The sequence below is a fragment of the Brevundimonas sp. genome (genome assembly GCF_965278935.1).
GTDB lineage: Bacteria > Pseudomonadota > Alphaproteobacteria > Caulobacterales > Caulobacteraceae > Brevundimonas.
The window spans coordinates 2,155,976-2,176,961 of the sequence record NZ_OZ257124.1; the positions used below are offsets into that span (position 1 = coordinate 2,155,976).

Annotated in this window: 25 protein-coding genes; 15 read left to right on the forward strand and 10 right to left on the reverse strand. The window is 67.8% G+C overall.

Features of this window, described 5'->3' with window-relative positions; genetic code table 11:
• Window positions 1-219 precede the first annotated feature (219 nt).
• Entirely contained in the window at window positions 220-429 is a 210-nt protein-coding gene (locus ACQY68_RS10835) for a hypothetical protein (RefSeq protein WP_428149440.1), read from the reverse strand.
• A gap of 129 nt (window positions 430-558) precedes the next feature.
• Window positions 559-978 carry a nucleoside-diphosphate kinase gene (gene ndk / locus ACQY68_RS10840; RefSeq protein WP_428149441.1) on the reverse strand — a complete coding sequence of 140 codons (420 nt, stop codon included), beginning with the start codon at window positions 976-978 and terminating at the stop codon, window positions 559-561.
• 149 nt (window positions 979-1,127) lie between these two features.
• On the opposite strand from ndk, the gene abc-f reads away from it, so the two are divergent.
• Complete coding sequence (gene abc-f / locus ACQY68_RS10845; protein WP_428149442.1) at window positions 1,128-3,008, forward strand: ribosomal protection-like ABC-F family protein; 1,881 nt, start codon at window positions 1,128-1,130, stop codon at window positions 3,006-3,008.
• Window positions 3,008-3,250, forward strand: a complete 243-nt coding sequence (locus tag ACQY68_RS10850; protein ID WP_428149443.1) for a DUF2164 domain-containing protein — start codon at window positions 3,008-3,010, stop codon at window positions 3,248-3,250. The genes abc-f and ACQY68_RS10850 overlap by 1 nt, the downstream gene beginning before the upstream one ends.
• Window positions 3,251-3,565: 315 nt before the next feature.
• Here ACQY68_RS10850 and pyrC read toward each other — a convergent pair whose 3' ends face one another.
• A complete protein-coding gene (gene pyrC, locus ACQY68_RS10855; RefSeq protein WP_428149444.1) occupies window positions 3,566-4,843 on the reverse strand; it encodes a dihydroorotase in 1,278 nt (425 codons plus the stop codon).
• Window positions 4,840-5,820, reverse strand: a complete 981-nt coding sequence (locus ACQY68_RS10860; protein ID WP_428149445.1) for an aspartate carbamoyltransferase catalytic subunit — start codon at window positions 5,818-5,820, stop codon at window positions 4,840-4,842. Before ACQY68_RS10860 ends, pyrC begins: the two co-directional genes overlap by 4 nt.
• A 72-nt stretch (window positions 5,821-5,892) precedes the next feature.
• Between ACQY68_RS10860 and ACQY68_RS10865 the strand changes: the two genes are divergently transcribed.
• Window positions 5,893-6,252 (forward strand): GlpM family protein, encoded by a 360-nt coding sequence (locus ACQY68_RS10865; protein ID WP_428149446.1) that lies wholly within the window; start codon window positions 5,893-5,895, stop codon window positions 6,250-6,252.
• Here the strand turns inward: ACQY68_RS10865 and ACQY68_RS10870 are convergent.
• Window positions 6,249-7,172, reverse strand: a complete 924-nt coding sequence (locus ACQY68_RS10870; RefSeq protein ID WP_428149447.1) for an AEC family transporter — start codon at window positions 7,170-7,172, stop codon at window positions 6,249-6,251. The two genes, ACQY68_RS10865 and ACQY68_RS10870, sit on opposite strands and share 4 nt — an antisense overlap.
• Window positions 7,169-7,648 carry a Holliday junction resolvase RuvX gene (ruvX, locus tag ACQY68_RS10875; RefSeq protein ID WP_428149448.1) on the reverse strand — a complete coding sequence of 160 codons (480 nt, stop codon included), beginning with the start codon at window positions 7,646-7,648 and terminating at the stop codon, window positions 7,169-7,171. The genes ACQY68_RS10870 and ruvX overlap by 4 nt, the downstream gene beginning before the upstream one ends.
• 73 nt (window positions 7,649-7,721) lie before the next feature.
• Between ruvX and ACQY68_RS10880 the strand changes: the two genes are divergently transcribed.
• The 11 genes from ACQY68_RS10880 to ACQY68_RS10930 all read left to right on the forward strand — a co-directional run bounded on the left by ACQY68_RS10880 (window position 7,722) and on the right by ACQY68_RS10930 (window position 15,527).
• Window positions 7,722-8,273: a hypothetical protein gene (locus ACQY68_RS10880; protein WP_428149449.1), complete on the forward strand. Its 552-nt coding sequence runs from the start codon at window positions 7,722-7,724 to the stop codon at window positions 8,271-8,273.
• 70 nt (window positions 8,274-8,343) lie between these two features.
• A complete protein-coding gene (locus ACQY68_RS10885) occupies window positions 8,344-9,174 on the forward strand; it encodes an AraC family transcriptional regulator (protein ID WP_428149450.1) in 831 nt (276 codons plus the stop codon).
• On the forward strand, window positions 9,171-9,788 hold the full coding sequence (locus ACQY68_RS10890; RefSeq protein WP_428149451.1) for a class I SAM-dependent methyltransferase: 618 nt from the start codon (window positions 9,171-9,173) through the stop codon (window positions 9,786-9,788). The genes ACQY68_RS10885 and ACQY68_RS10890 overlap by 4 nt, the downstream gene beginning before the upstream one ends.
• Window positions 9,789-9,850: 62 nt before the next feature.
• Window positions 9,851-10,138, forward strand: coding sequence for an Asp-tRNA(Asn)/Glu-tRNA(Gln) amidotransferase subunit GatC (gene gatC / locus ACQY68_RS10895; RefSeq protein WP_426041199.1), 288 nt, complete (start codon window positions 9,851-9,853; stop codon window positions 10,136-10,138).
• 2 nt (window positions 10,139-10,140) lie between these two features.
• On the forward strand, window positions 10,141-11,619 hold the full coding sequence (gatA, locus tag ACQY68_RS10900; protein WP_428149452.1) for an Asp-tRNA(Asn)/Glu-tRNA(Gln) amidotransferase subunit GatA: 1,479 nt from the start codon (window positions 10,141-10,143) through the stop codon (window positions 11,617-11,619).
• A gap of 22 nt (window positions 11,620-11,641) precedes the next feature.
• A complete protein-coding gene (locus tag ACQY68_RS10905; protein WP_428149453.1) occupies window positions 11,642-12,136 on the forward strand; it encodes a hypothetical protein in 495 nt (164 codons plus the stop codon).
• Complete coding sequence (locus ACQY68_RS10910; RefSeq protein ID WP_428149454.1) at window positions 12,133-12,354, forward strand: hypothetical protein; 222 nt, start codon at window positions 12,133-12,135, stop codon at window positions 12,352-12,354. Before ACQY68_RS10905 ends, ACQY68_RS10910 begins: the two co-directional genes overlap by 4 nt.
• A 79-nt stretch (window positions 12,355-12,433) precedes the next feature.
• Window positions 12,434-13,615 carry a thiolase family protein gene (locus ACQY68_RS10915; RefSeq protein WP_428149455.1) on the forward strand — a complete coding sequence of 394 codons (1,182 nt, stop codon included), beginning with the start codon at window positions 12,434-12,436 and terminating at the stop codon, window positions 13,613-13,615.
• Window positions 13,615-14,589: an alpha/beta hydrolase gene (locus tag ACQY68_RS10920; protein WP_428149456.1), complete on the forward strand. Its 975-nt coding sequence runs from the start codon at window positions 13,615-13,617 to the stop codon at window positions 14,587-14,589. Before ACQY68_RS10915 ends, ACQY68_RS10920 begins: the two co-directional genes overlap by 1 nt.
• Before the next feature lie 195 nt (window positions 14,590-14,784).
• Window positions 14,785-15,126: a VOC family protein gene (locus ACQY68_RS10925; protein WP_428149457.1), complete on the forward strand. Its 342-nt coding sequence runs from the start codon at window positions 14,785-14,787 to the stop codon at window positions 15,124-15,126.
• Window positions 15,123-15,527 carry a YkgJ family cysteine cluster protein gene (locus tag ACQY68_RS10930; RefSeq protein WP_428149458.1) on the forward strand — a complete coding sequence of 135 codons (405 nt, stop codon included), beginning with the start codon at window positions 15,123-15,125 and terminating at the stop codon, window positions 15,525-15,527. Before ACQY68_RS10925 ends, ACQY68_RS10930 begins: the two co-directional genes overlap by 4 nt.
• On the opposite strand, the gene ACQY68_RS10935 is transcribed toward ACQY68_RS10930, so the two are convergent.
• Complete coding sequence (locus ACQY68_RS10935) at window positions 15,524-15,889, reverse strand: hypothetical protein (protein WP_428149459.1); 366 nt, start codon at window positions 15,887-15,889, stop codon at window positions 15,524-15,526. The two genes, ACQY68_RS10930 and ACQY68_RS10935, sit on opposite strands and share 4 nt — an antisense overlap.
• Window positions 15,890-16,034: 145 nt before the next feature.
• Between ACQY68_RS10935 and ACQY68_RS10940 the strand changes: the two genes are divergently transcribed.
• Window positions 16,035-16,445 (forward strand): hypothetical protein, encoded by a 411-nt coding sequence (locus ACQY68_RS10940; RefSeq protein WP_428149460.1) that lies wholly within the window; start codon window positions 16,035-16,037, stop codon window positions 16,443-16,445.
• Window positions 16,446-16,669: 224 nt separating this feature from the next.
• Here ACQY68_RS10940 and cydB read toward each other — a convergent pair whose 3' ends face one another.
• From cydB to ACQY68_RS10955, 3 genes are all read right to left on the reverse strand, one after another.
• Complete coding sequence (gene cydB, locus ACQY68_RS10945) at window positions 16,670-17,707, reverse strand: cytochrome d ubiquinol oxidase subunit II (RefSeq protein ID WP_428149461.1); 1,038 nt, start codon at window positions 17,705-17,707, stop codon at window positions 16,670-16,672.
• The gene (locus ACQY68_RS10950; protein WP_428149462.1) at window positions 17,704-19,158 is read right to left on the reverse strand and encodes a cytochrome ubiquinol oxidase subunit I; all 1,455 of its coding nucleotides are present in this window, start codon (window positions 19,156-19,158) and stop codon (window positions 17,704-17,706) included. Before ACQY68_RS10950 ends, cydB begins: the two co-directional genes overlap by 4 nt.
• A gap of 114 nt (window positions 19,159-19,272) precedes the next feature.
• Window positions 19,273-20,961 (reverse strand): ATP-binding protein, encoded by a 1,689-nt coding sequence (locus ACQY68_RS10955; RefSeq protein WP_428149463.1) that lies wholly within the window; start codon window positions 20,959-20,961, stop codon window positions 19,273-19,275.
• Window positions 20,962-20,986: the final 25 nt, after the last annotated feature.

Consider the following 20,986-nt stretch of genomic DNA (forward strand, 5'->3'; position numbering starts at 1 on the left):
CTTGAGCCCGGTCTTTGTGGGCTATCGCTCGCGACGCGGTCGCTCGCTGCTTGAGCCCGGTCTTTGTGGGCTATCGCTCGCGACGCGGTCGCTCGCTGCTTGAGCCCGGTCTTTGTGGGCTATCGCTCGCGACGCGGTCGCTCGCTGCTTGAGCCCGGTCTTTGTGGGCTATCGCTCGCGACGCGGTCGCTCGCTGCTTGAGCCCACTCAGTGGGATCGTTAGCGCGGGCGACGCGGGGTGGTGGCGGCTCCGGCCACGCCGCCGATCGCGGCGCCGGCGACGGTCGAACCGGTGTTGCCGCCGATGACCTGGCCGGCGACGGCGCCGCCGATGGCGCCGGTCGCGGCGCGTTGTTCCATCGTGGTGCCGCAGGCGGCCAGCAGAGCCATGGCGCCGACCAGCGGGGCCATCTTGAGGATCGTCTTCATAGTCAAATCTCCGGGGTCGCTTCGGGGGAACAGCGTGGAGACCAAACGGAAAGGCCCGCGTCCGGTTCCGGGCGCGGGCCTCTTTAAGCTTACGCTATGCTCGGCTCGCGGAGCCTGGCGACTTGAGCGTCAGCCGACGATGTCGGCGTCCGTGAAGAACTGGGCGATCTCGATCGCGGCGTTCTCTTCCGAGTCCGAACCGTGGACCGAGTTCTCGCCGATCGACAGGGCGAACAGCTTGCGGATGGAGCCGTCGGCGGCGTCCTTGGGGTTCGTCGCGCCCATGACGTCGCGGTATTTGGCGACGGCGCCTTCGGCTTCCAGAACCTGGACGACGACCGGCTCGGCGATCATCTGGCCGACCAGTTCGCCGTAGAACGGGCGCTCGGCGTGGACTTCATAGAATTTCTTCGCCTGGGCTTCGGTCAGCTTGATGCGGCGCTGGGCCACGATGCGCAGGCCGGCGCCCTCGATCACGGCGTTGATGGCGCCCGTCAGGTTGCGGCGCGTGGCGTCGGGCTTGATGATCGAGAAGGTACGGTCGGTCATGAGGAGACTTCTTGTTGGGAGTTTGAAGGTCGCGGGCTTATAGACGCCGCCTCCCCGGTTTCCAACATGATGTTGGCTCCTATCGCTCCCCGCGCGGCGGCTCGCTGCTTGAGGAGCGGATTTTCGCCCTACGGACGTTTGTCTTCGCCATGCTCCAGATCACCAACCTGACGTTCAACGCCTGGGGTCGCCAGTTTCTGGACGATGCCTCGGTGAGCCTGCCGCCGGGCTCCAAGGTCGGGCTGGTCGGCCGCAACGGCATCGGCAAGTCGACCCTGTTCAAGATCATCCTGGGTGAACTGGCCGGCAACGGCGACGAGGTCTCCCTGCCCAAGACCGCCCGCATCGGCTCGGTTGATCAGGAGCACCCGGCTACTCCGGTGAGCGTGGTCGAGACGATTCTTGAGGCCGACACCGAACGCCACGACCTGCTGGGCCGTCTCGAAACCGCCGAGCCCGAGGAGATGGGCGAGATCTGGACCCGTCTGATCGAGATCGACGCGGACGGCGCCCCGTCGCGCGCGGCCGAAATCCTCGCCGGCCTCGGCTTCGACCACGAGAACCAGCAGCGGCCGATGTCGGAGTTCTCCGGCGGCTGGCGCATGCGCGTGGCCCTGGCCGCCGCCCTGTTCGCCCAGCCGGACATGCTGCTGCTCGACGAACCGACCAACTACCTCGATCTCGAAGGCGCCCTGTGGCTCGAAGCGCGGCTGAAGAAGTATCCGGCGACGGCCCTGATCATCTCCCACGACCGCGAGATGCTCAACGAGGTCTGCACCCACATCCTGCACCTCGCGAACCGCAAGCTGGAGATCTACACCGGCAACTACGACCAGTTCGAAAAGGCCCGCGCCGAGAAGGCCCGCCTGCAGCTGTCGGCCAAGGCCAAGCAGGACGCCGAGCGCGCGCACCTCCAGTCCTTCGTCGACCGTTTCAAGGCCAAGGCCTCCAAGGCCGCCCAAGCCCAATCGCGAATGAAGCGGCTGGAGAAGATGCAGCCCGTCGCCACCACGATCGAGGAACGCGTCGCCCCCTTCACCCTGCCCTCTCCGCCGCGCCCGCTGGCCCCGCCGCTGATCCGGCTGGAGCGCGCCAACGTCGGCTACGAGACCGGCCGGCCGATCCTGCGCAATCTGAACCTGCGCATGGACCTGGACGACCGCATCGGCCTGCTCGGCGTCAACGGCGCCGGCAAGTCGACCTTTGCCAAAATGATCGCGGGCGCCCTGAACGTCTCGGACGGCGAACTGCACCGCGACAAGAAGATGCGCGTGGGCTGGTTCCACCAGCATCAGATCGAGGCCATGGATCCGACCGACACGCCGCTGGAAATCATCCGCCGGGCGATGCCGGACGCGCCCGAAAGCGCCCGCCGCTCGAAGCTGGCCCAGTTCGGCCTGAACTACGAGAAGCAGGAGACCACGGTCGACAGCCTGTCCGGCGGCGAGCGTGCGCGCCTGTTGCTGAACATGGTCGCAATGGAGGCCCCCCATGTGCTGATCCTCGACGAACCGACCAACCACCTGGACATCGACAGCCGTCGGGCCTTGCTGGACGCGCTGAACGACTACACCGGCGCCGTCATCCTGATCACCCACGACCGTTCGCTGATGGAGATGGTCGCTGACCGCCTGTGGCTGGCCGCCGACGGCACGGTGAAACCGTTCGACGGCGACATGGACGACTACGCGAGGTTCGTCCTCGACCGCGCCAAACAGGCTGCGGTGAAGCCCAGCCAGATCAAGAAGGAAGAGGCGGCCGTCGCCTCTGCTCCCAACGCCAAACCTCAGAAGCAGAAGTCCGGCCCCTCGCCGTCAACCCTCCGCCACGCGGTCAAGAAGGCTGAGGAACGCGTCGTCGCCCTGACCGCCGAGATTTCCCGGATCGACGACGATCTGGCCAACGCCGCCGTCTCCAATCCGAAAGCTCTGGAAGGACTGACCCGCGCCCGGGCCAAGTCGCAGTCCGACCTGGAAGCCGCCGAAGCCGCCTGGATGGCGGCGGAGGAAGCTCTGGCCGAGGTTTCCTGATGAAGCCGATCGTCTTCTCGAAGGAAGAGCAGCGCGACTTGATCCCGCGCATCAAGGCCTTCGTGCGCGACGAGCTGGATCAGGAGATCGGCGACCTGCAGGCGTCGATGTTGATGGACTTCTTCGCCAACACGCTGGGTCACGCGGTCTACAACCGTGCCGTCTACGACGCCCAGGCCCTGATCGCGGCCAAGGCCGACGAGATGGCTGAGGCGCTCTATGCGCTGGAGCGGAAGGCCTAGCTCCAAATCGTGGGCGTCGGGGTTGAAATCACGTCGAACATATTTTTCTGTTCGACACAGGAATCCCGATCTGGTCAGTCACAGCGGGAGCCGCCCACGACTTACGCGCCTTGGTTCGCCACAATACTATACTTCCCGTTCACGGTTCGCGGAGAGGGCGGACACCGGCGATTTCGTCCGTTTCGTCCCGTTTCGTCACGTTGAGTCTCGTCATGACGAAACGGACGAACCGCTCAAGCTGCGAGACAGAGCCTGCCCTCCGACCGATGGAAGATCGGACCGGAGCCGCCTCAAACGACAGCGCGCTCGGGAAGCTCAGTGGTTGAACACGACCCGTCCGCCGACGATCGCCATCTCCACGCGACCCTGAAGCCTGCGCCCGTCGAACGGCGAGTTTTTGGACTTGGACCTAAGCGTCGCCGCATCCACGATCACCGGCGCGCCCGGATCGAACAGGATCAGGTCCGCCGGCGCTCCGACTTCCAGCACCCCCGCGTCGAGCCCCAGCAGGGTCGCCGGTCCGTGGGTCATCGGTCGCAGGACGTCGAGAATATCCAGCCCCTCCTCGTGATGCAGGCTCAAGGCGGCCGGCAGCAGGGTCTCCAGACCCACGGCGCCGGGCGCGGCCTCGGCGAACGGGCGGCGCTTGTCCTCGGCGGGCGCGGGCGTGTGGGCCGAGGTGATGGCCTCGATCAGCCCGTCGCGCACCGCCTCGATCAGGGCGCGCCGGTCGCTCTCGGGACGCAGCGGCGGGTCGAGCCGGTAGAAGGTGCGGTAGTCGCCGATGTCGATCTCGTTGAAGCACAGGTGGTTGATCGAGACCGAGGCCGCGACCTCCAGCCCCCTCCCCCGCGCGCGGGCCAGCACCTCAAGCGCCGCCTCCGTCGAGATCTGATCGACCAGGAAACGGACGCCGGTCTGTTCGACCAAGGCCAGATCGCGCTCCAGCTGGATGCGTTCGGCGATGGCCGGGGCACCGGACAGGCCCAGACGTGTGGCCAACTCTCCCGACGTCGCCACCGAGCCTTCGGTCAGCCAGGGGTCGGCCGGGCGGCAAGCGATCAGGGCGTTGAAGGCCGTGGCATAGGCCATGACCCGCTGCAGCACCCTGCTGTCGGCGATGACGTGGTCGCCGTCGGTGAAGTACAGCGCCCCGGCCTCGTGCATCAGGCCGATCTCGGCCATCCGCTTGCCGTCGCGGGCCCTAGTCGCCGCGCCGGCCGCTCGCACGTTGACCAGGTTCAGGGCCGCGCCGCGACGCTGGATGAAGTCGACCATGGCCGGGTCGTCCACGGCGGGGTCGGTATCGGGCTGGATGACCACGGTCGTGACCCCGCCCGCCGCGGCCGACAGGCTGGCGGATTTCAGGGTTTCCTTGGGCTCGGCGCCCGGCTCTCCGGTGCGGACACGAATATCGATCAGACCGGGCGACAGGCACAGGCCCCGCGCGTCCAGAATGTCCGTGGCCGAGACCGCCACCGAGCCGCGCTCCACGCGGGTGATGACACCGTCCTCGATGACTACCGAGCCGGGGCCGTCGTAGTCGCTCGCCGGATCGAGCAGGCGGGCGTTGATGATGGCCTGCGAGTTCATGCCGCGCCCTCCAGGCGGGCGGAAAGGGAGGCCAGCACCGCCATTCGTGCGGCGACGCCCATCTCGACCTGATCCTGAATGAGCGACACCGACAGGTCGTCGGCGACGTCGGAATCGATCTCAACGCCCCGGTTCATCGGGCCCGGATGCATGACCTTGGCGCCGGGCGCGGCCCAGGCCAGCTTCTCGCGGTCGAGGCCCCAGAAGCGGAAATACTCGCGCGTCGAGGGGACCAGGGCCCCATCCATCCGCTCCAACTGAAGCCTCAGCATCATGACCACATCGCAGCCGGCGAGGCCCTCGCGCATGTCGTGGAAGACCTCGCAGCCCCAGCGGTCGGCGTCGCCGGGCACCAGCGTCGGCGGCCCGATCAGGCGAACCCGCGCGCCCATCATCGACAGCAGGGCCACGTTGGACCGCGCCACGCGGCTGTGTGCGATGTCGCCGCAGATCGCGACCGTCAGCCCCCCGACGTCGCCGAAGGCGCGGCGCAGGCTCAGCAGGTCCAGCAGGGCCTGGGTCGGATGCTCGTGCCTGCCGTCGCCGGCGTTGACGACCGCGCACCCGACCTTCTGCGACAACAGGGCCGCAGCGCCCGACGCGCCGTGGCGAACGACGAGGATGTCCGGCTTCATGGCGTTCAAGGTGACCGCTGTGTCGATCAGGGTCTCGCCCTTCTTCACCGAACTAGCCTGCACCGGCATTGTGACGACGTCGGCGCCCAGCCGCTTGGCCGCGATCTCGAACGAGGAACTGGTCCGGGTCGAGTTCTCGAAGAACAGGTTCATGACCGTGCGACCGCGCAGCAGGTCTAGCTGCTTGGTCGACTGGCGGTTCAGGTCGACGAAGGAATCCGCGAGATCGAGCAGGCTCAGCACGAACGGCGGGTTCAGATCCGCCGCGGCGAGAAAATGCGATTTCGGGAACGGGACCAGCCGGTCGGCGATCAGGTCGGCGGCTGCTTCATGCTGGGTCATCAAAGCCGGGCTATAGAACCCGAACCGCACAAGGGGAAGGCTTCGCGACACGCCACCGCCCTGTTGCTAAGCATGACCTGTCGCATTGCCATGGAGCGGATCGTGGACGTCCTCTGGAAAGCCATCGTGGGCGGGCTGGTGACCGCCCTCATCGTCCTGGCGTCGAAGCGCGGCAACGTCCTGCCCGGCATCCTGCCGCTGGCGCCGACCTTCGCCGTCATCGCCCTGCTCGCGGTGGGGTCAAAGGGCGACCCAGCCGGGTTTCGAGAAGCCTGCCTGGCGGGCGTCAAGACCATCCCGGCCTATCTCACCTTCCTGGGCGTCTGCTGGCTGGCGGCGGGGCGGATGGACTACCGGCTGGCTATCCTGTCCGGTCTGGTCGCCTGGCTGATCGCTGCGGCGATCACCTTCCTGGCGCCGCGCTATTTCTAGGTCAGGTGATAGAGGAACAGCAGGAAGGGGATCAGTGCGGCGCTCGCCACCGTCGTCAGGGCGATGACCCCGGCCATCAGCGGTGCATCCCCGCCCATCTGCCGCGCCAAGAGATAGGCCGCCGCCGCCCCCGGGGCCGCGCCGCAAAGCATGGCCACGCCCTGCGCCAGCTTGTCGCCGCCGAACAGGATGCACAGCCCCCACATCAGCGGCGGCATGACGACCAGCTTCACGACCGACACCCCGGCGATCGTGTATTTCCGCCGCGCCACCTCGGCGAAGCTCAGCCCCGCACCCGCAATGATCAGACCCAGCGGCAAGGCGGCGGACCCCAGCAGTTCCAGCGTGTCCGAAATCCCCGGCAGCCGGGGCACATGGGCGAAGTTCAGCGCCAGCCCGATCAGACAGGCCAGCAGGATCGGATTGGCCAGCATCGCCTTCAGCAGCGCGACCGGCGTCACCCCCCTCTGCCCTGCCCCCCATTTCGCCAGCACGGCGACGCAGGCGATGTTCGTCACGGGGATGATGCAGGCGATCATCACCGCCGCCAGCGCCAGACCCTCGGCCCCGAACGCGGCCTGGATCACCGGCAGGAAGACGAAACTGTTCCACCGGATCACCCCCTGGAACACGGACGTGTAGGCGGGCCCGTCGAGCGTCATCAGCGGCTTGGCCAGCAGCGTCGCCGCCGCCACGATCAGCACCGCCACCACCGCCGATCCGCCCGCCGCCCCCGCGCTGCCGCCGCCCATGTCCGCGCCCCAGATCGCCGGGATCAGGAAGCCGGGATAAAGCAGGTTGATCGACAGCTTCTCGATCGGCCGCCAGGTCTCGTCCGGCAGGAACTGAGACTTCTTCAGCCCATAGCCCAGGGCGATCAGGATGAAGACCGGCACGACACCGGCGATCAGGCCGATCATGCCCAGGTCGCCTGATCGCGCACCCGGTCCAGCGCCCCCTGCAGGATCCAGGCGGCGGCCGTGCGATCGACCACCCCGGCCCGGCGCTTCCGCGACAGGTCCAGTTCGTCGATCAGGAACCGTTCGACGGCCGATGTCGACAGCCGCTCGTCCCAGAAGGCGACATTCACAGGCCGGAACCGCTCCAGATTGCGCGCGAAGGCCCGGCACGACTGGGCGCGCGGCCCCTCCGTCCCGTCCATATTGACCGGAAGGCCGATCACGAGGCCCGACACCTTGCGGGCGTCCATCAGCTTGAACAACGCCTGGGCCTCGGCCGTAAATTTCGATTTGCGGATCAGTTGCAGCGGGCTCGCGATCAGACGGGTGGTATCCGAGACCGCAACGCCGATGGTGGTCTCGCCGAGGTCCAGCCCCATCCAGGCGGTGCCGGGCGGACAGGCGGCGGGCAGGTCGACGATATCCACTACAGGCATGGAGCGGGCGGTAGGCGTTGCCATTCCCCCTGTCAAAGGCGACTGTCGAAGATCACAGGTTCGGGAGGGATCCATGTCCGTGCGTTCTTCGGTTCCGGGTATCGCCATCGTCGCCGCCCTGTCGCTCGTTGCCTGCGACGCCGTTCCGTCAACGAAGACGACCACGACCACGACCACGACGACGGAAGGTCCCGCCGCGCCGACGGCCCAGGCCGCGCCGCTGACGCCCTCAGGCACGCCGGAGACCCTCACCGTCGCCGATGCCTCGGAAGGCGACGACGGGCTGCAATGGGCGGCGGGCGTGGTCCGGATCGACCAGATCCCCGGCGACAGCGCCAAGCTGTTCGGCACGGCCGGCGGCGACCCGGCCATGAACGGCCTCTACACCTACATCGCCTTCTACCTGTCCCCCGCCGAGGGCTGGGCGGTCTACAGGATCGGCGACTTCCTCGACTATACGGTCCTGTCCCATGCCAAAGGCCGCATCGATCTCGACGTCCACGAGAGCACCTATGACCAGGCGAAGGGCGAGATCGGCGACCGTCATCGCAAGATCATCGTCCAGTGGACGCAAGGTGCCGAGGACACCGTCCCGACCGCGGTGACCGTCACGCCGGCCTCCTGAGTCCGCTGGACGAACGATCAAGCGCCGCCCGGCGCGACCCTCTAGACCGGCTGAAGAGGCGGAGGTGAAAATGATCGTCGACAAGGCCCTTTGGGTGATCGAACGCAACGCCGATCAGCCGTTGACCCTGGCTGCCGTTGCAGAGGCCTGCGGCGTCTCACGATCGCATCTGGCCGCTGCCTTCGCCAGCGCGACCGGTACGCCCCTGATCCGATACCTGCGGGCCCGGCGGCTGAGCGAGGCGGCGCGGGCGCTTGTGGAGGGAGCTCCGGATATCCTGTCCGTCGCTCTGACGGCCGGCTACGGTTCGCATGAGGCCTTCACCCGGGCCTTCCGTGACCAGTTCGGCGTCACGCCCGAGGCGGCGCGCGAGAATGGCCTTGAGCCTCAGGCCCTCGTCGCCCCACTCGACCTGAGGCCGAGCGCAGGCTCGCACCTCGCCCCGCCGCGTTTCGAACGGGCGGGCGCCATCCGCGCCGTCGGCCTGGCACGGACCGTGACGTTCGACACCGTCGTCGAAATTCCGGCGCAGTGGCGTCGATTCATGGCGCGCCACGACGAGATCCCCGACGCGCTGGAGAACGCCATCCCCATCGGCGTCTGCGATCCGGCGGACGAGAACGGCGCATTCGCCTATGTTGCCGCCGCCGAAGTCGCGCGGTTCATGACGATCCCGAAGGGTCTCGACCGGCTGGAGATTCCGGCGCGCGCCTGCGCCGTCTTCGAGCACACCGGCCATGTGTCGACGATCTTCAAGACCTATACCGCGATCTGGAACGAAGCCCTGCCGGCGACGGGCCGATCGCTCGCCGATGGTCCGGTGGTCGAGCAGCACAACCGGGCCTTCGATCCGGAGACCGGCGAAGGCGGCCTGACCCTGTGGATCCCGGTGACCGGATGACCGGCCCCATCGACGATCTCGCGCTGAACCGCGCCACGGTGGCCGGCTACGACAACTCGGTCGACAGCTATGCGGCAGGGACCGACCACGCGCCGACGGCGGATCATCTGCAGGCCCTGCAGCGGCTGGTCGCCGCCGTCGGGCCGGGCGGACGGGTGCTGGAGGTCGCATCCGGCCCGGGTTGGGATGCCGACCTTCTGGAAACCATGGGGGTGACGGTCGATCGCACCGACCAGTCCGAAGGCTTCATCGCCTTCCAGGCTGGACGCGGAAAGGCCGTCGCAAGGCTGGATCTGATCTCGGCCGATCTGGGAGGCCCCTGGGACGGGCTGGTCGCCCTCTATGTTATCCAGCATGTCGGCCGGGGCCTCGTCGACGGCGTGATCGGCCGGATCTCGGCGGCATTGCGGCCGGGAGGCACCCTGCTCATGTCGTTCCAGACCGGAGAGGGGGAGCAGATCACCACCGATGCGGAGGGAAGCTATCAGGTCGTCCGCTGGCGCCAAGCCGACATGATCGCCTGCCTCGCGCGCCACGGTCTCTCCATCGACTGGCGCTCGTCGTTCGAAGGTCGCGAGGGCGTATGGTTGACGGTGATCGCCCGGCGCACGTGATCCTTGAGATTCCGGGACCGGACGGCTAATCCCGCCCCTTCCCCTTCTCCCCTGGAGCCGTGATGGCCATCGACGCAGAGACGGTGCGCAAGGTCGCCCACCTCGCCCGCATCAAGACCCCCGACGACCGGCTGGAACCGCTGGCCGGCGAGCTGAACGGCATCATGGCCTGGATCGACCAGCTCAACGAGGTCGACGTGGTCGGCGTCGAGCCGATGACCTCCAACGTCGCCCAGCCGCTGCGCCTGCGCGACGACGTCGTCACCGACGGCGCCAGGGTCGAGGCCGTCCTGTCCAACGCCCCGCAATCCGCGGATGGCTTCTACGTCGTGCCCAAGGTGGTCGAATAGTCATGAGCGACCTGACCCAACTGACCCTCAAGGCCGCCGTCGACGGGCTAAAGGCCAAGGCCTTCTCCTCGGAAGAGATCACCCGCGCCTTCGTCTCGAACATCGAGGCCGCCAACCCGACTCTGAACGCCTATGTCGTGACGACGCCGGAGAAGGCGATCGACATGGCGAAAGCCTCCGACGCCCGCATCGCGGCCGGAACCGCCGGGCCGCTGGAAGGCGCGCCGCTGGGCATCAAGGATCTGTTCTGCACCGACGGCGTCCAGACGACCGCCGGCTCCAACATGCTGCGCGGCTTCGTTCCGCCGTATGAATCGACCGTCACCGCCAACCTGTGGCGCGACGGGGCGGTCATGCTGGGCAAGCTCAACATGGACGAGTTCGCCATGGGCTCGTCCAACGAGACCAGCGCGTTCGGCCCGGTGGTGAACCCGTGGAAGTCGAAGAACTCCAACGCCGACCTGACGCCCGGCGGGTCATCGGGCGGATCGGCCTCGGCCGTCGCCGCCGACCTGTGCCTGGCCGCCACGGCGTCCGACACCGGCGGTTCGATCCGCCAGCCGGCGGCCTTCACCGGCACGGTCGGGATCAAGCCCACCTATGGTCGCGCCAGCCGTTTCGGCATGGTCGCCTTCGCCTCGTCGCTGGATCAGGCCGGGCCGATCACGAAGACCGTCGAGGACGCCGCCCTGATGCTGCAATCCATGTGCAGCTTTGACATCAAGGATTCGACCAGCCTCGACATCCCGACGCCCGACTGGTCCGCCTCGGTCGGCAAGTCGGTCAAGGGTCTGCGCATCGGCGTGCCCGCCGAGTACGTCGTCGACGGCATGCCGGAAGAAGTCTCGAAGATCTGGGCCGACGGCATCGAATGGCTGAAGGACGCGGGCTGCGAGATCGTCCACATCTCCCTGCCCCACACCAAATACGCCCTGCCGACCTACTATATCGTGGCGCCGGCCGAGGCGTCGTCGAACCTGGCACGCTATGACGGCATGCGCTTCGGCCACCGCGCCGAAAAGGCGACGAGCCTGACCGACCTCTACGAGACCAGCCGCGCCGAGGGCTTCGGCAAGGAGGTCCAGCGCCGTCTGGTCATCGGGGCCTATGTGCTATCGGCCGGATTCTACGACGCCTACTACGTCCGCGCCCTGAAGGTCCGTCGCCGCATCGCCGAGGACTTCGACAAGATCTGGGGCCAGGTCGACGCCATCCTGACGCCGTCGACCCCGTCGGCCGCCTTCGCTTTGGGCGACAAGCAGATCGACCCGGTGACGATGTATCTGAACGACGTCTTCACGGTCACGGCCAACCTCGCCGGCCTGCCGGGGATTTCAGTGCCTGCGGGCGTGGATTCCAACGGCCTGCCGCTGGGCCTTCAGGTCATCGGCAAAGCGCTGGACGAGGCGACGGTGCTTCAGGTCGGCGCGGCGCTGGAGAAGGCGGCTGGTGCCGTCGGCAAGGCCGAGCGCTGGTGGTGATCTAAATGGACGGGAACGCGCGATGAGCTCTTTCACGCGTTCCCGATCCTTCAGGCGCGCCTTGACGGTGATCTACTGGATCGCCCTGCCGCTGGTTTTGCTGTCCATGGTCGTCATGTTCCTGCCTGGCGTGCAAACCGCTGGAGCGCCGCCTTGGTTATACGCGATCGGATCTTCAGCCTTTGCCGCTCTGATCGGTTGGCGTCTTTGGCTCAACAGCCGCGCCTTGGGCGATGCGCCGTCGTCCAGTCTCGAAAGGCTCCTGATCCTTGTGCTCCTCGGTCTGTTGGCCTTGGCGGGTTTGGCCGTTGCCTTGCTCGGAGCGGCATGGATTGGGATCGGCATCTGGCTGACCGTTCAACCGCCCACTGGCGCGCAGGTCGATTTCTGGCCGATCGGAACAGGCGTCATCGGCCTTGGGACAGTCGCCCTGGGTTTCGCCCTGACCTTTCCATTCATCCGCGCCGTTCGCCGCGCGCCCTCGCAGGAAGCGGATAGGCAGGAGCCGGAATCTTGAACCGCGACGGCTGGCGCGTTCTGATCAAGGGTCTTTCGGTCGTGGCTGGCGTGGCGGCCCTCCTCGTCAGCCTGGTCTGGGTGGTCTTTGCGAAGGTGCTTGAAGGCTATGCATCGAGCGCCGTCGAGGCGTGTATGATAGCGGCGATGTTCGCCTTCGCAGGGGCCACTCTATGTGCCTCGCCGTGGATTTTGTGGAAGCCGCCTTCCGCGACCTGAGTGCGGCGACGAGCCCTCCCCTCGCAATCCCCGTCGGTGAACGCTACATCCGCTCCACGTCATTCGTGAGAGCCCATCCATGTCCGATCCCGTCGTCATCGTCGCCTTCGCCCGCACGCCCATGGGCGGCTTCCAGGGGGTCTTCAACGGTGTGAAGGCCACCGAACTCGGCGCGACGGCGGTCAAGGCGGCCGTCGAGCGGTCGGGCGTATCCCCGGACAAGATCGAGCAGATCTACATGGGTTGCGTCCTGCCGGCCGGCCTCGGGCAGGCCCCGGCGCGTCAGGCGGCCATCGGCGCCGGCCTCGGCCAGCATGTCGAGGCGACCACCGTGAACAAGATGTGCGGATCTGGCCTGCAGGCCGTGATGATGGCCTCCGACAGCCTCGCGGCCGGCAGCGCCGACATCATCGTGGCGGGCGGGATGGAGTCGATGACCGGCGCGCCGTACCTGATGACCAAGCACCGCGGCGGCGCGCGTATCGGCCACGATGTCATCGTCGACAGCATGTATATGGACGGGCTGGAGGACGCCTATACGCCCGGCAAGCTGATGGGCAACTTCGCCGAGGACTCGGCCCAGACTTATCAGTTCACGCGCGAGCAGCAGGACGCCTACGCTCTGGAAAGCCTCAGCCGCGCGCTGAAGGCCATCGAGAGCGGCGCCTTCAAGGCCGAGATCACCCCGGTCGAGGTCTCGGGCCGGAAGGGAACCGTCACGGTCACCGAGGACGAACAGCCCGGCAAGGCCATGCCGGAGAAGATTCCGACCCTGAAACCCGCCTTCTCGAAGGACGGCACCATCACCGCCGCCAACGCCTCCTCGATCAGTGACGGCGCAGCCGCCCTGGTCATGACGCGCGAGAGCGTGGCCAAGGCGATGAACCTGCCCATCGTCGCCCGCATCGTGTCGCACGCCGCCCATGCCCATGAGCCGGGCCTGTTCACCACCGCGCCTGTCCCCGCCATGCAGAAGGCGTTGAAGAAGGCCGGCTGGTCGGTCGAGGACGTCGACCTGTGGGAGATCAACGAGGCCTTCGCCGTCGTGCCCATGATCGCCATGCAGGAGATGGGCATCGACCACGCCAAGCTGAACGTGAACGGCGGCGCGACGGCTCTCGGCCACCCCATCGGGGCGTCCGGCGCGCGGGTTCTGACCACCTTGATTTCCGCGCTCCAGAACCGGGGCAAGTCGAAGGGAATGGCGTCCCTGTGCATCGGCGGCGGCGAGGCCGTGGCCGTCGCAGTCGAAATGGCCTGATGATCGATCTCAGCCGCCGTTCCCTTCTCGGCGCGGCGGCCGTGACCGCCGCAGCGGCCGGCGCCGTTCAGGCCCAGACCCTCGCCCCCGCCGACCCGACCGAGGTTGTCCGCCTGTGGCCCAAGGGCGCGCCGGGCGGCGAGACCGTCACGGTCACTCCGATCGTGCCCGAGCGCTCGACCGATCCGACCTTCCACGACCGCTACGCCCAGTACACGACCGATCCGATCCTGACGGTCATGCGGCCGGAGCGACCGAACGGCGCGGCCCTGCTTCTGATCCCGGGCGGCGGTTATCGCTGGGCCGTGCTGGACAAGGAGGGCTTCGACGTCGCCCGGGTCTTCGCGGCCGTCGGCGTCACCTGTTTCGTCCTGCGTTACCGCCTGCCCGCCGACGGCTGGGCCGCCGGGCCGAACGCGCCCTTGCAGGACGCCCAGCGCGCGCTCCGCCTCATCCGCGCCCACGCGGCCAACTACGGTGTCGATCCGGCCCGCATCGCCAGTCTGGGCGCGTCCGCGGGCGGCCATCTGGCCGGGCTGCTCGCCGCGCGGTCCGACGCGACCTACGAGGCCGTCGACGCAGCTGACGCGGTGTCGCATCGGCCGGACCTCAACATCCTGCTCTATCCGGTCGCCACGATGGCCGATCCTTTCGCCCATACGGGGTCGCGCGACAATCTGCTGGGACCGTCGCCCACGCCGGAGAAGATCGCCGCGTGGTCGCTCGACAGAATGGACTGGACCGGAGTCGGTCCCACGGTCCTGATCCATGCGCTGGACGACACCAGCGTGCCGCCCGAGAACAGTCTGCAGCTGCTGGCCGCCCTCCGCGCGGGCAAGGTGACCTCCGAGGCCCATTTGTTCCAGGAAGGCGGCCACGGCTTCGGCATCCGCCTGATCGATGGAAAACCCGCCGCCGTCTGGCCCGAACTTGTCCAGGCCTTCGGACGTCGGAACGGCTGGCTTACCGCTTAGCCACGCGATCCACAGGTTTCGGCGGCGTCTGCGTCGGACGCGGTTTCGCCTCCCGCATCAGGCGGAGAAGGGCTTCAGGGCCTGTCGACAGAACGATCACGGGCGCACCTGCGTTTGAGAGTCGTTCGCAAGATTGCTTGGTCTGTCGCGCCGTGGCAAGCGGTTTTCCGGCGGCTTTTTCATCGGATCACGACAATGCGAAGCGACGGAAAACTCGACTATCTGGAGATGCCCTCCGCCGGCATGCCGGAGACGAAGGCCTTTTACGAAGCCGCCTTCGGCTGGACCTTCCAGGACTATGGCCCGACCTACGCCGCCTTCGACCAAGGTCTGGACGGCGGTTTCGACGCCGATGCGGACAGGCCCAAAGCGCCCCTCCCCGTCCTTTATTCCCACGACCTGCCGGCCATGCTGGCGAAGGTCGAGGCGGCCGGCGGAACGATCCTCAAGCCCATCTTCGACTTCCCCGGCGGGCAGCGCTTCCATTTCCGCGACCCGTCCGGCAACGAGCTGGCGGTCTGGTCCGAGGGCGGATGAAGACCTGCGGCGACTGCGGCCTGTGCTGCAAGATCATGGGCGTCACCGCCCTTGAGAAGCCCGCCGGTCGCTGGTGTCGCCATTTCGGCAAGACGACCGGCTGCGCGATCTACGAGGACCGCCCGAACGATTGCCGGGTGTTCAACTGCCTGTGGCTGCTGACCGAGGCGCTGGACGACAGCTGGAAACCGACGATCTCGGGCTTCGTCCTGCACTCGGAACTGGGCGGGGCGCGGCTCATCGTCGAATGCGACGCAGCCCGCCCCCATGACTGGCGCCGAGAGCCCTATCAGGCCCAGTTACGGCGCTGGGCCGCCGCCGAGGGGCAGGAGGTGCTGGTCTTCGCCGGCAAGCGAGGCGTGCGGCTGGGCGCGCAGGATACGCCGGTCAGACGCGCCTAGCGCACGTCCACCGACTGGCCGATCTGTTCGGCCAAGGTCCGGTCGGCGCCCTCGACGCTGGTGATCCAGACGTGGACCTCCTGCGGCGCGGTCGTGCGGGTGAACAGATGCTCCAGAGCGACGCGGCGTCCGTCTTCGGTGGCGACGACAGAGGCGCGCTGGCCGGCCTCGACCATCTCGCCGGAGTAGATCGGGAACTGCGACGCCGGTCCGGCATAGACCATCACCAGCGGCTGCTGGCCCCTGCGGATCGTCCAGATGTTGAAGTTCGGACCCGGTCGGCCGGACGTGATCGTGAACCCGGCCGGAAGATCGACCGTGAACGGCAGGGCGCGGATCGCAGGCGCATCCAGCACCGTCATCGGCGCCGGAGGCGGCGCGGAGACCGGAGGGGCCGCAACCGGCGCGGTCGCGACGGGCGGCGTGACTCGCGGAGCCGGAGCGACGGCGGTCGGCGAAGGTGCCGTCGCGCGCGGAGCCGGAGCCGCCGTTGTCGGAGCGACCGTCGTGGGCCGTGAAGTCGGTGCGGCTACGGTCGGCGTTGTCGTGCGCGGCGTCGGCGCGGCCGTCACGGGAGCCGACGTCCTCGGGGCGGCGGAGGTTGGCGGGGCCGTCGTCGGCGCAGGCGTCGTAACCGGGGCTCGGGTCGGAGCGACAGGCGAGGCGATCACGGGCGCAGGCGTCGCCAGCGGCTGCGTGCGCGGCGGGTTGGCAACCACGGGCGGGGTCAGGGGCTGCGTCCTCGGCGACGGCGACACCGGGGCCGAGGGGATCGGCGCGACCCGGCCCGTAGAGGGCGCGATCGAGACCGGAGGCGCCACGGGCGAACCCGGGCGCGGCGCGACGATCCCGGCGGGTGGCGCCGAGTTCAGGCTGCGGGTCAGTTCGCTGCCGGGTCGTGGGGTTGGAGTGGTCTGAGCCGGTTGCTGGGTCTGACCCGATCCGGCGATCAGGACGGCGGCGAGGAGAAGCGCGTTCGACATGGCGCGACCATCGCCTTTCAGCCCATGAACGGCAAGCTTCTCAGCACATAAGCGACGATAGCGACGGTCGTCGAACCGACCACGCAGAGGGCCGCGAACCAGGCCAGCTTCTTCCACAGGGGGCCGCCGTCTTCACCGGCGTCTGGTGGGGGAACGGGTTCAATGATGATAGCCGGCCTCCTCGTCGATCTTGCCGCGGAACACCCAGTAGACCCAGGCGGTGTAGGCCAGGATTAGCGGCAGGATGACCGCCGTCCCGACCAGCATCAGCCCCAGCGCATTGTCGGGCGCCGCCGCCTGTCGGAAGTTCAGGGCATAGGGCACGATATAGGGGGCGAACCCGGCCGCCAGCCCCAGATAGCCGGAAAGGAAGACCAGCAACGCGCCCACGAACGGCCAGCGGTGCGAGCCCTTGCGGCTCATCACGAAGACGACGCCCAGACCAATCAGACCCAGCAGCGGAATGGGCAGAAGCGGAAGCAAATCCGCCAGTTCCAGCGCGAACCCGTCATGCAGGTCGAACCCCCAGCGCGCCGCGACGCGCGGATGGATCAGAAGGGTCGCCACGCTGACCGCCGCCAGCAGACCCGTGACGGCCAAGGCCGCGACGCTCGTCCAGCGCTTCGCGTCGCCGTGCAGATTGTCCTTCGTCTTCATCATCAGCCAGGCCCCGCCCAGCAGGGCGTAGCCGGCGACCAGACCCGCCGCGACCAGCAGGGTGTAGGGCGTCAGCCAGTCGAACTGACCACCGGCGAACCGCTCGTCGCGCACCGTCACGCCCTGGATGAAACCACCCAGCACCAGCCCCTGCGCGACCGCCGTAAGGATCGACCCGCCGGCGAACATCTGGGTCCAGAATTTGCGGCCGCGCTCGCGCGCCCGAAAGCGGAACTCGAACGCCACCCCTCGCAGGATCAGCCCAGCCAGCATCAGCAGGATTGGCAGATACAGCGCCGGCATCAGGACCGAATAGGCCAGGGGGAAGGCCGCCAGCAGCCCCCCTCCTCCGAGCACCAGCCAGGTCTCGTTGCCGTCCCAGACGGGTGCGATGGTGTTCATCATCACGTCGCGTTCACCCGGCGATTTCGCGAACGGGAACAGGATCCCGATGCCGAGGTCGAACCCGTCCAGCGTCACGTACAGCAGGACGGCGATCGCGATCAGCCCGGCCCAGATCAGTTGGAGATCAAGGTTCATTGCGGGCCTCCCAGCACGCCGTCGGGTCCGTCGGGCGTCGTGTCGTCGGGTGCCTTGGCCAGCGGCGTGCCCGGCGGACGCTGGCCGCGCGGATCCGGCTCGGCGATGGCGGCGACCGGGCCCTCGGCCATCAGCCTCAGGATGAAGATGGCTCCAGCGGTGAAGACCACGGAGTAGACCGCGACATAGGCGATCAGCGAGGTCGCGACCTGGCTGGCGACGACCGGCGAGACGGCGTCGCGCGTCTTCAGCACGCCATAGACGACCCACGGCTGGCGCCCGACCTCGGTGACCATCCATCCGGCGAGAACGGCGATGAAGCCGGACGGTCCCATCAGCACGGCGAAGCGCAGGAACAGGGGGCTGTCGAAGATCCGCCTTCGCCAGATCAGCACCGCGCCCCAGGCGCCGAGGCCGATCATCAGCATCCCCAGCCCCACCATGATGCGAAAACCGAAGAAGGGGATGAAGGGCGGCGGCTGGTCCTCGCGCGCATACCGGTCCAGGCCGGTGATCACCTCGTCCTTCGGCACGCCCTGGATCAGGTTGCCGACGCCGGGGATCGAGACCTCGAAATGGTTCTTCTGCGCCTCGCGGTCGGGGATGCCGAACAGGTGCAGAGGCTGATCGGCGCGGGTTTCCCAGTAGCCTTCGATCGCGGCGGTCTTCGACGGCTGGTACTTGTGGGTCACCTCGCCGGAGGCGTGTCCGGCGACCAGTTGCAGCGGGGCGAGCACGGCGATCAGCCCGACCGCCATGACCAGCGAAATCCGGCTCTCGCTCCAGCCCTCGGTCTTCACGCCGGCGGAGCGGTCCTTCAACAGCCTGAAGGCGGAAGCTCCGCCGACCACCAGCCCGGTCGTCAGGAAGGCGGCCAGCAGCATGTGGGCCAGGCGCGTCGGGAAGCTGGGGTTGAAGATGACCAGCATATAGTCGGTGGCCTCGAACCGGCCGTCGGCCATGATCTGGAAGCCCTGCGGCGTCTGCATCCAGCTGTTGGCCGAGAGGATCCAGAAGGCCGAGATGGTCGTCCCCACGGCCACCAGCACGGTCGAGGCGAAGTGCAGCTTCGGCCCCACCTTCTTCCATCCGAACAACATGACGCCGAGGAACGATGCCTCCAAGAAGAAGGCGGTCAGAACCTCATAGGCCAGCAGCGGCCCGATCACCCCGCCGGTCAGGCGGATGAACTCGCTCCAGTTGGTGCCGAACTGATAGCTGAGCACGACGCCGGACACGACGCCCATGCCGAAGCTGAGAGCGAAGATCTTGACCCAGAAGAGGTAGAGGACCTTGAACGCCTCGCGCTTCGTCCACAGCCAAAGCCCCTCCAGCACGGCCAGATAGGCCGCCAGCCCGATGGTGAAGGCCGGGAACAGGATGTGAAAGGCGATGGTGAAGGCGAACTGCAGTCGTGACAGCAGCAGGGCGTCGAGGTCCACGGGCAGCATCCTGATGACCTTACAGTCAGTGGGGCGTTGCGCCTTTGGAACGTCGCTGTCTACCGCAACCCGAGTCGCGCGACAGTCCGTCGCGGAATTTCATCCGACAGTGAATAAATGAGGTCAGGCGGCCGGCAGTTCGATCCAGAAGGTCGCGCCCTCGCCCGCCACGGACTCCACGCCGATGGACCCGCCCTGCAGCTCGACGAGCCGCTTGGCCAGGGCCAGACCGATGCCGTGTCCCTCGATCGCCGACCGCTCCAGCCCGAGCCGGTTGAAGGGCTCGAAGAGCTGAGCCTGTTTCTCGGGAGACAGGCCGGGCCCCTTGTCGATGACCTCGATACGGACGCCGTCATAGACCCGGCGGGCCCTGAACAGGACTTCACCGCCCGCGGCGCCGTATTTCACTGCGTTGGTCGCCAGATTGTCGACGACCTGGGCCAGGCGCTGGGAGTCGGCCAGGGCCACCAGGCCGTCACCTTCGCAGATGACCTTGAGCGACAGCGTCCGGGCTTCCGGCCGCATCGCGGTGGCGCGGCGCACGTCTTCGAGGATGCCCGGGATGTCGGTCGGGCGCATCTCGACCTTGACCGCCCCGGACTCGGCGCGGGCGACGTCGAGCAGATCGTGCGACAGCGCCTCGACCTGACGGGCTGTTTTGACCAGCATCGCGGCCATCTCCGCCTGGGTCTCGGTCACGGGACCGAGCTGTCCGGTCGACCACAGGTCTCCGATGCCGATGACCCCTCCGATGGGGCTCTTGATCTCATGGGCCACGTTGGCGAGAAGGCGCGACTTGGCGGCCGAGGCCTTTTCGGCGCGAAGCTGTCCCGCCTTGGCCCGCGCCGACAGTCGGTCGCGCTCTTCCAGCAGGGAGGCGACGAGCAGGATCGGCAGATATCCGAACAGGATCGTCAGTTGCAGCAGCATGGCGCGTTCGGTCAGATCGCCGATCACCAGACGCCACGGTCCCGCGCCCATGATGAGCGAGCTCAGGGACATCACGGAAATGACCACCAGGGCGGCGGTCGCGCCCAGGACCCTCAGACGGGCCGCGATGACGATGAGCAGGGGCACCATGACGAAGCCCAGGGGCATGTTCACGACGAAGTAGACCGTCACGCAGACCGCGATCAGCAGGCCGAACGTCAGGACCGTCTCGGCCGCGCGCCACGGATTGAACATCGCCCGAACGGCCCGCGCGTCGAGGGCCAGAATGAACGATCCGATCACCGCCAGACCCAGGGCATGCCCGAACCACCAGGTCTGGAAGGTCGGCAGGAACGGCGCGCCGCGCAGCAGGAAGAGGAAGGCCCCGGCGCCCAGTCCGGCGACGACGGGCGCGACGACCGAAGTGCACAGGATGAACCGGCACGCGCCCTCGACGGTGGCCAGGTTCAGCGTGGGGGCGAAGCGCCGGGCCAGGATCACGGCCAGCCCGATCTCCAGCATGTTGATGACGGTGAACCCGACCGACAGGAGCGGGCCATTGCCGGCCAGAAACTCGCCGGCGAGGACCCCGAAGGCCATCAGTCCGCCGAAGGCGAAGTCATAACCGACGCCCCGGCCGCTTCTCAGCCAGACCGCCACGGCGAGGCCGTTGGCCGCCCACAGGGCCGCGACCATGTCGGCCGTGCGGGCCGTCGAGATCGCCACGATGACCAGCAAGGTCACGCCCATAACCGTGAGCATCGGGACCAGCGGCTGGGCGAACAGCGCGGCCGCGGTGGACGTCCGCCCCGGACGCACGACGGCGGCGGCAGACTCTATCGCCTCCACGTCGGTCGCGGTTATCGCGCGGGTATGAGGCATTGAAGGCGACTCTGGGCGGGGAACG

Coding starts and splice junctions, on each gene's coding strand:
- ACQY68_RS10835 (WP_428149440.1), bottom strand. CDS start 429: ATGAAGACGATCCTCAAGATGGCCCCGCTGGTCGGCGCCATGGCTCTG.
- ndk (WP_428149441.1), bottom strand. CDS start 978: ATGACCGACCGTACCTTCTCGATCATCAAGCCCGACGCCACGCGCCGC.
- abc-f (WP_428149442.1), top strand. CDS start 1,128: ATGCTCCAGATCACCAACCTGACGTTCAACGCCTGGGGTCGCCAGTTT.
- ACQY68_RS10850 (WP_428149443.1), top strand. CDS start 3,008: ATGAAGCCGATCGTCTTCTCGAAGGAAGAGCAGCGCGACTTGATCCCG.
- pyrC (WP_428149444.1), bottom strand. CDS start 4,843: ATGAACTCGCAGGCCATCATCAACGCCCGCCTGCTCGATCCGGCGAGC.
- ACQY68_RS10860 (WP_428149445.1), bottom strand. CDS start 5,820: ATGACCCAGCATGAAGCAGCCGCCGACCTGATCGCCGACCGGCTGGTC.
- ACQY68_RS10865 (WP_428149446.1), top strand. CDS start 5,893: ATGACCTGTCGCATTGCCATGGAGCGGATCGTGGACGTCCTCTGGAAA.
- ACQY68_RS10870 (WP_428149447.1), bottom strand. CDS start 7,172: ATGATCGGCCTGATCGCCGGTGTCGTGCCGGTCTTCATCCTGATCGCC.
- ruvX (WP_428149448.1), bottom strand. CDS start 7,648: ATGCCTGTAGTGGATATCGTCGACCTGCCCGCCGCCTGTCCGCCCGGC.
- ACQY68_RS10880 (WP_428149449.1), top strand. CDS start 7,722: ATGTCCGTGCGTTCTTCGGTTCCGGGTATCGCCATCGTCGCCGCCCTG.
- ACQY68_RS10885 (WP_428149450.1), top strand. CDS start 8,344: ATGATCGTCGACAAGGCCCTTTGGGTGATCGAACGCAACGCCGATCAG.
- ACQY68_RS10890 (WP_428149451.1), top strand. CDS start 9,171: ATGACCGGCCCCATCGACGATCTCGCGCTGAACCGCGCCACGGTGGCC.
- gatC (WP_426041199.1), top strand. CDS start 9,851: ATGGCCATCGACGCAGAGACGGTGCGCAAGGTCGCCCACCTCGCCCGC.
- gatA (WP_428149452.1), top strand. CDS start 10,141: ATGAGCGACCTGACCCAACTGACCCTCAAGGCCGCCGTCGACGGGCTA.
- ACQY68_RS10905 (WP_428149453.1), top strand. CDS start 11,642: ATGAGCTCTTTCACGCGTTCCCGATCCTTCAGGCGCGCCTTGACGGTG.
- ACQY68_RS10915 (WP_428149455.1), top strand. CDS start 12,434: ATGTCCGATCCCGTCGTCATCGTCGCCTTCGCCCGCACGCCCATGGGC.
- ACQY68_RS10920 (WP_428149456.1), top strand. CDS start 13,615: ATGATCGATCTCAGCCGCCGTTCCCTTCTCGGCGCGGCGGCCGTGACC.
- ACQY68_RS10925 (WP_428149457.1), top strand. CDS start 14,785: ATGCGAAGCGACGGAAAACTCGACTATCTGGAGATGCCCTCCGCCGGC.
- ACQY68_RS10930 (WP_428149458.1), top strand. CDS start 15,123: ATGAAGACCTGCGGCGACTGCGGCCTGTGCTGCAAGATCATGGGCGTC.
- ACQY68_RS10935 (WP_428149459.1), bottom strand. CDS start 15,889: ATGACGGTGCTGGATGCGCCTGCGATCCGCGCCCTGCCGTTCACGGTC.
- cydB (WP_428149461.1), bottom strand. CDS start 17,707: ATGAACCTTGATCTCCAACTGATCTGGGCCGGGCTGATCGCGATCGCC.
- ACQY68_RS10950 (WP_428149462.1), bottom strand. CDS start 19,158: ATGCTGCCCGTGGACCTCGACGCCCTGCTGCTGTCACGACTGCAGTTC.
- ACQY68_RS10955 (WP_428149463.1), bottom strand. CDS start 20,961: ATGCCTCATACCCGCGCGATAACCGCGACCGACGTGGAGGCGATAGAG.